The sequence below is a fragment of the Rothia nasimurium genome (assembly GCF_928381415.1).
GTDB lineage: Bacteria > Actinomycetota > Actinomycetes > Actinomycetales > Micrococcaceae > Rothia > Rothia nasimurium_H.
This window is the reverse complement of record NZ_CAKMSF010000008.1, coordinates 112,189-121,765: the sequence shown is the minus strand read 5'-3', so window position 1 is coordinate 121,765 and position 9,577 is coordinate 112,189. Positions and strand designations below refer to the sequence as shown.

General features: G+C 54.6%; 5 protein-coding genes and 1 pseudogene. 3 read left to right on the top strand and 3 right to left on the bottom strand.

Features of this window, described 5'->3' with window-relative positions; all coding sequences use genetic code 11:
• Nucleotides 1-201 (top strand): annotated as a pseudogene (locus tag L7A20_RS10495) (IS256 family transposase); the annotation flags it as partial.
• Nucleotides 202-487: 286 nt separating this feature from the next.
• Nucleotides 488-952: a hypothetical protein gene (locus L7A20_RS10490; RefSeq protein WP_237223481.1), complete on the top strand. Its 465-nt coding sequence runs from the start codon at nucleotides 488-490 to the stop codon at nucleotides 950-952.
• Here L7A20_RS10490 and L7A20_RS10485 read toward each other — a convergent pair.
• Nucleotides 903-1,313, bottom strand: coding sequence for a hypothetical protein (locus L7A20_RS10485; protein ID WP_237223480.1), 411 nt, complete (start codon nucleotides 1,311-1,313; stop codon nucleotides 903-905). The two genes, L7A20_RS10490 and L7A20_RS10485, sit on opposite strands and share 50 nt — an antisense overlap.
• A gap of 770 nt (nucleotides 1,314-2,083) precedes the next feature.
• Between L7A20_RS10485 and mobF the strand changes: the two genes are divergently transcribed.
• Nucleotides 2,084-7,213 (top strand): MobF family relaxase, encoded by a 5,130-nt coding sequence (gene mobF, locus L7A20_RS10480; RefSeq protein ID WP_237223479.1) that lies wholly within the window; start codon nucleotides 2,084-2,086, stop codon nucleotides 7,211-7,213.
• A 94-nt stretch (nucleotides 7,214-7,307) separates the two neighbouring features.
• Here mobF and L7A20_RS10475 read toward each other — a convergent pair whose 3' ends face one another.
• Nucleotides 7,308-7,811: a DUF4913 domain-containing protein gene (locus L7A20_RS10475; RefSeq protein ID WP_237223478.1), complete on the bottom strand. Its 504-nt coding sequence runs from the start codon at nucleotides 7,809-7,811 to the stop codon at nucleotides 7,308-7,310.
• Nucleotides 7,804-9,558 carry a type IV secretory system conjugative DNA transfer family protein gene (locus tag L7A20_RS10470; protein WP_237223476.1) on the bottom strand — a complete coding sequence of 585 codons (1,755 nt, stop codon included), beginning with the start codon at nucleotides 9,556-9,558 and terminating at the stop codon, nucleotides 7,804-7,806. Before L7A20_RS10470 ends, L7A20_RS10475 begins: the two co-directional genes overlap by 8 nt.
• Nucleotides 9,559-9,577: the final 19 nt, after the last annotated feature.

Sequence of the window (9,577 nt, the reverse complement as noted above, 5' to 3'; positions counted from 1 at the left end):
AATGCTAGGTTGCGGCGTTCTGCCAGGTCGCGTGGGCATTTTGTGTCTGAGGAGTCGGCTTTGAAGTTTATGTATTTGACGGTTCGGTCTTTGGATCCTTCAGGTGCTGGTGCTCGGCGGTGGATGAGTCGGTGGAAGCCGGCGTTGAATGCTTTTGCTATTGTTTTTGGTGATCGGTTGCCGCAGGTGGCTGGTCGCTAGATTTGTTGTGGGTTTACACCGTTAATCTGACAGACCCCGCCGGGTGGATGTATGAGATGGGCGAAGCCTACATAGCCGATGAATCCAGAGCAGAGGCGCTCTGTCAGCGGCTGTGGGGTCAGAGCATAGAAGAAGCCTACGAAGATAGCGAAGAGAACCACGACGGGGAAGTATTTTTCTATACAGAGTGGGACTAACTCAGGAACAGGGCTTACTAGCAATCTGTTAGTAAGCCCTATCTTTTTTCATATGCCATTATCACGAAATCGCTTGTTAAGATGAGGGCATGGACGCCACAGAACGATTCAATAAACGAGTGATTAAGAGTGAAGATGTTGCAGGTTGCTGGGTGTGGGTGGGTGCTCTCGGTGATGACGGGTACGGAAGATTTTGGGTCAAGGATAGTTCGACCGGTAGGCAGAAAGTTTATCGGGCTCATCGTTTTGCTTTACAAGTTGCTCTAGGTTTTAGTGATGCTCAGATGAATTTGGTTCATGTGCTGCATCGTTGTGATAATCCTCTGTGTGTTCGAGCGACCGATGGTTCGGATAGTCATTTGGTGGTGGGTGACCATGAACTGAATATGCAAGATAGGGCCGAGCGCAGGCGGCAGGTTGTGCATGGAAATAGAAAAGTTCACGCGCAAAAGGCGCGTGAACTTCGGGATGCTATCAAAGCTAATGGGTATGACCAGCGACTAGTTAGTCAGTTTGTTCTTGGTCTGCATCCTGAGCAACAGACTCTGTTTTAGTGGTTTCTACTTCAGTAAGTTCCTTAGCAAGTTTGAGCAGGCTGGAGACTTCGCTTGATGAGAGGGCCAGCCGTTCTGCAATCTCGCCGTTGCTGATACCTTCAGCTTTCATTTTCTGAACAGCTAGAGACTGCTTGTTCTGGGTTTCAGCGTGGGCGTCCTGAATTTTCTGCTGAAGAGTTTCAATCTGTGCTTGGTGCTCTGCAATTTTTGCTTCAAGGTCATCGATGCCGGTTGCAGCGGTAACGGAGAAGTATTCTTCTGCAAGGCTAAGAAGTTTAGCCTGCTTCTCTTGAATTTTTTGGGCTGCTAGTTCTGCCTTTTTGCGGGCTTCTGATACTTTGCTGCTTTTGCGAGTCATGGTGAACTCCTTGGTTCTGCGGGCTGAGGTTTTGGTGTTCTCAGTTTAACATCTGCCGGGTTTATCCTCACCAGCAAACCTAGCGGTCACGGCTTTTACCGCAGATTTGTGGAGGTATTCTTTGAGCACGTTAGCTCTTCAGTTTTGCTTTGTTCAGTGGGCACCTGGACGGCGGGGCCGTCGCAGGGGCGCAAGCGCCGGGTTCGATTTTACACAATCGACACGCTCAAGGGCGTGCAAAACTTGATGGATAACCTGGGCACATCTTCCTCCGCAGGGCTCCCCCAGATGCACACAGGTTCATCCACAAGTTTCACACACCACGCTCAGTAGAGTGAACTCCTGACACACAGCCTATTCATCCCGCAGGCTCCTTTCTAAGCTGTGCACAGCAGTTACACTCCCCTGGTCTCGTGTGCAAAATCGCGGCAAGTGTGCCGGACTCATGATCAATTTTCTCGCTGCTCGTTGTTGCTGTTCGCTGTGCTGTACTGTTCGTTCCTCACCGTTGTACAGCTTCTCAGCAACCTTTGTCACGTTTGCTTTCCTGTTCGTGCCTCACCTGAAAACGTGCCAAAGCCACTCGCGCTAGAACCTCTCCTTCCAGCTCGCCGCCACATCTTCCTGCCAATAATTCCTCCGCAGGCTCCCCCATTATTGCCAGTTTCGCTGTGCTCGCTGTCAGTCGCTAATCGCTCTTTTTTCGTCACACCTCTTGCACTCAGTAACTCAGGTTGTCATAAGTATACTTACTGAAATAGAATAGTCCCATGATGACCGTGCATAAGCTGTCCCACGGGGACGGCCACACCTACTACACCCATGAGGTGGCAACAGGTGATGCACTGCGCTCAAATGACCGTGAAATCGGTGATTACTACACCATTGAGGGCATGCCCCCTGGTCAGTGGGTTGGTTCATCTATCCATGAACTCGGGGTTTCAGGCAACGTCACTGAAGCTCAGATGGAAATGCTCTTCAGCGGTAAAGCCAAACCCTTGACCCCCGAGATGTACACCGAAGCCCTTGAGGCTGCTGGTGTGGCTGGCGAGTTTGCGCGCATTCGAGTCATGGAAGAAGAGCGTGTTAAGTACGCAGAAGAGAACTGGCGTCTTATCCATGAGAGTCGCATAGAGACCGGTGAACGGTTCATTGGCGACATGTATGGCATTACCCAGTCAGCGGTTTCTAAGCGGAAATCAAAGCTCAAAATCGTCAATAACCTGAAGCCCTACGAGGGCAAAACTCCCTCTCTTGCAGAAGCCAAAGAGAGCATCATCGCAACCTACACCATGACCCCTGCCCAGCACCGAGCAGCAGAAGCCAAGGCAGAAGAAGCCAAAGAAAAAGCCAAACTAAAGTGGATCAAAGAGCACGACTTTGGCAACAGAGACCACTCCTACCCCACCGCCAATAAGGACTTCCTCAAGGCAGTTCAGAAGAAAATCGACAAGCACAACAGCTTTGGAAAGGCCGAACCTTCCAAGGCTGAAATGCGTGCCTACCGTCTAGAAGTAGCCGCCAAAATGTTCCGAGAAGAGAATGGCTACAACCCCGAAAACGAAGAGCTAGTACGCTACATGCAGCGCCTCGAAAAGCCTGCACAGCAGTCAATCGCCGGGTACGACCTCGTATTCTCCCCCACCAAATCAGTCTCAATCGCATGGGGCCTGGGTAACGAAAACCTCCGCAAGGGCATCGAAAAAGCCCACGAAGCAGCCATTGCAGATGTCATTACCTACCTGGAAGAAAATGCCCTTTACACCCGCCGTGGTCAAGGCGGCGTGGAGCAAATCGACGTTGACGGCGGCATCATCGGCACTAAATTCCGCCACTACGACTCACGAGAAGGCGACCCCAATATCCACGACCACCTGGTTATCGTCAACCGAGTCAAGGGCGCAGATGGTCGATGGTCAGCCATCGACGGACGCAATATTTACGGCTACGGGGTCAGCGCCTCCGAACTTTATAACACCAAAATCGCCCAGTACATTCACCAGAACCTGGGCCTTGAGTTCGTTAAAGTACCGCGTAAAGGCAAGTTCATTTACGAGCTGGCCGGGTTCGAAGATAAAGCAATCCAGGCCTTTTCATCCCGCCGCGCCAGCATCAACAAAGAGTACAAAAAGGTTCATGCCCAGTTCGTCAAAGACCACGGCTATGAGCCTAACGAGCGTCAGGTCAAGCAACTTTACCAGCAGGTTACTCTCTCAACTCGCCCCCAGAAACTCGAAGCCAAGTCCCTCAAAGACCTCAATGAACTATGGCGCGAGAAAGCGGCATCCCTCAAAGATGTTTACCTGCCCACCGGCGATGAGCTAGAACTACATCTGCGTAATTCTTCTACTAAGCAGGCTGAAAAGGTTGTTGCCGGTAAGAGTCAAGCCCTCATTACCTCACCCCTAGAGCACGCCGAGAAAATTATTGGCCGCCTTGAAAACGCTCGTTCGATGTGGAGCGACCGCCACATCGAAGCCGAGGCACACCGCTACTTCCGCGAGCTCACCAACGGCTCTTTCATTGACGACGACATCTTCCACAACACCATCAAGTCCGTCAAAAATATCTCTCTTTCAATGCGGGCCGAGCACACAATGGACGTGCCCGAAGAGAAGTTCCGTAAGGACGGCACCAGTGTCTACACCCGCGCAGGGAGCCAGCTCTACACAACCCACCGCATCATCGAAGGCGAGCAGAACCTACTTTCAGCAGCACGCAATGACGCTACCGCCCCTGCTCAAAAAACTACCTTTGAAGAGCAGCTCAAAGCCCACCGTAAAGCCAGCCAGGTATCAGAAGCACAGGAAAACATGGCCCGTGCTTTTGCCACCAGCCCCAAGCGTCTAGTCGTTGGTATCGGCCCTGCCGGTGCCGGTAAGACCACCTCAACCGTGCTGACCGTCAAGACCGTCAAGGCACAAGGACGCAAGGTTATCGGCCTAGCCCCCACCGCAGCAGCGGCAGCTGTCATGAGCCAAGAACTGGGAATCGAGGCCACCACTCTTGACCGTTTCCTACACGAAACTGACAAGACCAAGCACACCTTGACCCACGGCGACGTCCTGCTGGTGGACGAAATCGGCATGGTCTCAACCCCCAAACTCAACGAGCTACTGACCCATTCCTACAACAGCGGTGCAGTTATCCGAGGTATGGGCGATACCCGTCAGCTCTCAGCCGTTGGTGCCGGTGGTGCCCTACGACTGGTTGAGCGAGAAGTCGGTGCGGTCTACCTCGAAGACGTTTTCCGTTTCCGCAACGAGGACGGCAGCACCAACATTGAAGAGGCCAACGCCTCTATGCTCTTGCGTGAACCTGCCGCCACCGGAGCTGACAAACCCTTTGCCTGGTACATCGACAATAACCGTGTGATGGCAGGTGAATCTGATGTCATGCTCTCCAAAGTCTTTGAGGCATGGAGCGCAGATACCGCAGCCGGCAAAAAATCACTGATGCTGGCAGCTAACAATCAGGCCGTCCAAGAGCTGAATAGGCGCGCCCAGATTCAGGCCATTGCCCAGGGCAAGGTAGTGGAAAATAAGTGGGGCATCTCCCTGCACGATTCGACCACAGCCTACAAGGGCGAGATTGTCGTAACACGTGAAAACGACCGTCGTAACCGGGTACGCGGTGGCAAAGACTTTGTGAAGAACGGCGACCTCTGGCAGGTTCTCTCCACCCGTAAAGACGGGTCTATGGTGGTCAAGAACCTCAAGCACGGTGGTAAGACTGTTCTCTCAGCTCACTACGTTGCCAAGAACGTAGAGCTGGGGTACGCCTCAACCATTGCCCGCTCCCAGGGTGCGACCGTAGACACCGTTCACGCCTACGTTGATAAGAGCACCGACCGCGCCGGGGCCTACGTTGGTATCACCCGTGGCCGTTTCTCCAACCGCATCTACGTGGCCACCGACGCTGAGAACAACCGCGACGCCGTGCTGGAGGCTATCACTAACAACTACGATAAGAACCTCTCCGTGCATGAAGAGGTAGAGCGTCTGCGCGCAGAGACCCGAGATGTGGCAACCCGCGTCAGCATCTACAACAATCTGGCCGAGCACTCCATGAAGCAGTCCTACGCCACCATGTTGCGCCAGGAAGTCGGGGACACCCTAGCAGAGAAGATGATTAACGCAGGGGCATACGGGGCCCTGTGCTACGAGCTAGATGAAGTCTACCGTGCAGGTTTCGACCCCCGTGATGCTGTACGCCAGGCCTTCCCCACTCGCGGGTTTGAGGACGCCCACGATGCAGCGGCTGTCATGCAGTGGCGTGTGAAGCAGGTACGCGAGCACAACGAGGCACTGCTTGAGGAACGCATGGCCCGCCCGCTAGGTGGCTACTCTGATGCCACACTGGCTAAGATGATTGCCCGCGCTGAGGCCAACCTGCCCAAGAAGCCTGATAGCGCCAACCTTGAAGATGCAAACTGGGCTGACCGCCCCTACGCTCTGGTGAAGACCGAAGAGCTACGGGAGATGCGTATGAAGACCTTTGCCCTGTTGCGTTCTCGTGAGGACGCCAAAGACCCCTATATCGACGATTTGCGGCAGAACGCTTATGCAATGGATAACGAGTGGGTGCGTCGTGCACAGATGGGCCCGGAGCAAAAGGCCGTGGAGCAGTTCGTCCGTGGTGAGAAGCGCCGCGACCATCTCTTCACCATCGTCAAGGCTCTCAAGAGTGAGCAGCGTCTGCGTAGAACCGCGCTCAAGACCGTAGAAGATGCCGGGTACAAGACCCCGGCCAAGGACGCGGTACGTGCGGGCGTCTCGAACCACACCGTTGACCCGTACTGGGCTACTAACCCGATGGTCAAGCCTGAGAACAAGGCCCTGCTAGCATCCCACCGTAAGCAAATCGGGCAGCTTATCGAACTGCGCGGTAAGCAGCTGGCCGATGAACGCCCCGAGTGGGTCAAGTCCTTGGGTGAGGTGCCAGCTTATCCCCGTGCGGCCAAGCGCTGGTACAGGATCGCCGGTGAGATTGAGGCCTACCGCAACCAGTACAAGGTGCCTACCGGTGAGGTTGTGGCCATTCCGAAGAAGTACCAAGAATCGGAGCGCGGCCAGTACCTGCAAGCCCAGATGGTTGCCATGCACAAGAGCTCCCGCCTGTCATCGACTCTGCTCTCTGCTGAAGAGTCCGCCAGGATTGCCCAGCGTGCCGAGCATCTGCAAGAAACCCGCGAGAACCGCTCAGAGGTTGAGTACGTCCTGGATGTGCAGAACCGTGACGAGAAGGTGGCTTACCTCCAGGAGCAAGTCAGATCCTTTGATGAGCAACTTGCGAATCTATCTGCCCAAAGCGATGAGGTGGCCCGCAAGACCCGTGAGCTCAAACAGCTGGTAGAAGAGCTCACTCCCTTGCACCAGCAGTACCGTGTGGAGTTGCTCAAGGCTCAGTCTGGTGTGTTCTTTGGTGCGAAGAAGGCCTACCGCCCGGTCAAGGAGGCTAAGGCAGCGCTGGAGGGTGCTAACTTCTTCAGCCGCGCCAAGGCCGCACGTCAGGTAGATGAGGCCACCGCCAAGTTTGCTGCATCCTATGATGGGTTCACCACTCTTGAAGAGGTTGAAGCGCAGTGGGTTCCTGCCCAGGGTATTGTGCGTGAGGCCAAGGAGCGGTTCGAGCTGAACCAGGCCGCTTTGGCTCAGGCTAAGGAGCAGCTGGAGCAGTTCGAGCAGCAGGGTCAGGATTTGAAGCTAAAGGTGATGAAGGCTCGTAGCTCTCGCAAGGACGCTCAGGTGAAGCTGGGTAAGTTGCAGGAGACGGTGCAGGCGCGTCAGCATCGTAGCCGTCAGATTGCTGTGGCTCTTGATGCTCAGGCCAAGCGTGAAAGCGCCGCTGACCGTCTGAACCGCCAGCAGGTAGTGAGCCAAAGGGGCACTACCCGCTAGCAGGTTACCCCTGAGCAAGGGCATAAAAAAAAGGGGGTAGTCCACAGGATCTGTGGACTACCCCCTGGCCATTGCTGGCGGCGGAGTCTATCTACTAGCTACCGGTAGATTCTTTCTCTTCTGTATCTGAGGGGCTCTCTAGCATCTGAGTGGGTTCTTCTTCTGACGGGTAGAGCACATCCCAATCAATCTTGGGAAAGGGCCTGGGCTCGGTCATTGACCGTTCATAGGTGTGAGGCTCAACGTGGTTATAGGGCGTGCAGTTTGAGAACGGGGAGGACGAACCATCAAAGAGCATTTTGTTCTGGATGTCAGCTTCTCGCCACCATTCCCGCAGGCTCGTGGCCTGTTTCAAGGCGTCCTCATCCCCCACCGGTGTGCCGGTCATATCGACGTCGGGAATACTCACGGTCAGGGAGGCCGCCCACAGGGCGATGAGGCGGTCTACTGCCTCGGGGTGCAGATACCACTTGATGCAGGGTTGGTGCGCGCGGTTGGACTCGAGAACCTGGAAGTACCATTGCACAAAGTTCTCAAACTCGTCCTGTTGGGCGGGGCTAAGGGTCAGTAGCCGGTTCGGTTCTTGGGGGTTATACAAGGCGCAGGGGCTCCTTCTTATCTGGGGACGGGGACGATGAGCTCTCTTTAGCTAGGCCCAGGCTGTAGCCCAGGCTGTTAGCGATTCGTTCTACTTCTGTGGGGTCAATTTTCTCTTTGAGTGCTTCATCTTTGAACCACGGGGTGGTTTCGACCAGGCCGCGCCCTACACCTGAGATACGGCAGACGGCCCGGAACTGGGGCAAGTTACTGAGTTCGGCCACCGACATAATCTCTTCCTTGCGGCGTGAGATAGAGGTTGAAGTGGCCCCGGTATTGAACCCGCCCTCGCGTGAGGCTGAGGACGAAACGGTTTTCTTCTCATAAGTGCCCAGAGTCTTAGCGATAGCTGTTAACTCGCGCTCTTCATCAATGCCACCACCAACGACCTTGACGGTAGCCGCAGACAGCAGAGCCCTAAAGCCCTTTTCGCCGTAGAGTCTGGCCCCGTCTGAGTAGGTCTGGAAATACTGATTGACGATGATGCCGCGAGAACCAAAATAGGTGTACCGCTTAGGCATAGTACGAATGTGAACAGTGTTGTTCGCTTCATCAAAATCGCAGACCAAGGGCGGGTCAAGCCGTGGGCTTGCAGCGTCCAGGGCGGCATTCATGACAGCCTCAGCAAGCAGGGAGGATAAGGTGGCAGCAGAAGAGCCGCCGTCCTTGACCAGAATGATGAGGGTGTCACGGGTGCGGACGAACTTGGCAGGGTCAAAGAGCTCGTGCTTGCGGACGGTGCTGGAGTCGAGCCAAGGGATAATCTCATCGTTAGAGAGCGCCGAGAGAATACGAGAGGCACCTGCCAGGATGTTCTCTTTGGTCTTATCGGGCTGTTCGGCCACTTTCTTGACATCAGCAGACAGCAGAGGGAAGTCCTGCTGAACGATGGAATAGAGCTGGGTGAGGGTGGATTCCTGAGTCATTTCCAGCATCTTCACCACCGAGTACCCGCGTGATGAGGCAGCAAGCAAGGAAGCGACAACGACTTTTTGGGCTAGAGGCTCAAAGAAAGCATCCGATGAGACGTTATCGCTTTCGCCTGAGAGCTTGGATGAGTCATTGAGGATCTTTGCGTAGGCTTCAGCGCGAGAGCGAGAGGTGATAGAACCAAGGAAGTCCCAGACCATCAGAGGCTTCTTTTCTTGGCCGTCAGCTACAGGCACAGGTAGCAGACGTTCTGTATCCCATAACCAGATTTGGCCCATATGCTGACGGGCGGCAATAATCTCAGCAACCCCATCAGGCTTATTGGCCGTAAAGACGTAGGCCCCAGGTGCCTCAATTGCGTGGCGCACTACGATACCGCTAGTTTTACCCATGCGGGGGCCCATAAAGTACAGGCCAACTGACTCCCAGTTCTGGATAACGCATTTTCCTGACCCGATGATACGTCCGATGGTTAGCCCGGTGAGAGTAGCGTATTTGGAGAGGTTTTTGCCAGTGGCGGTTTTCTCTAGCTTATGAGCACCCAGCAGCTGGTTCTTGCGTTCGGGCGACTTCTCATTAGGTTCTTCCCCAAAGACCACGAAGAAAATAACGCAGCCGATGATGACCAGGGCAACGAGAACCCAGCTAAGGGGTGAGGCTTTGATGCGCCCGGTAATGAGTTCGAGAATGCCGATGAGGGGGTTGAGGCTTGTGGTTTTGGCCCCGGTGAGCCGTTGCCCTACTTGGAGGGCAACGGCCAGACCGATAAAGCCTAGTACCAGTGTGTAGAGCCCCACCCATGAACGTGAGCGGAACATAAGGTGTGTCCTTTCTACT

What these genes read in the sequence shown, in the direction of transcription:
- L7A20_RS10490 (WP_237223481.1), top strand. Translation starts at nt 488, where the DNA reads ATGGACGCCACAGAACGATTCAATAAACGAGTGATTAAGAGTGAAGAT.
- L7A20_RS10485 (WP_237223480.1), bottom strand. Translation starts at nt 1,313, where the DNA reads ATGACTCGCAAAAGCAGCAAAGTATCAGAAGCCCGCAAAAAGGCAGAA.
- mobF (WP_237223479.1), top strand. Translation starts at nt 2,084, where the DNA reads ATGATGACCGTGCATAAGCTGTCCCACGGGGACGGCCACACCTACTAC.
- L7A20_RS10470 (WP_237223476.1), bottom strand. Translation starts at nt 9,558, where the DNA reads ATGTTCCGCTCACGTTCATGGGTGGGGCTCTACACACTGGTACTAGGC.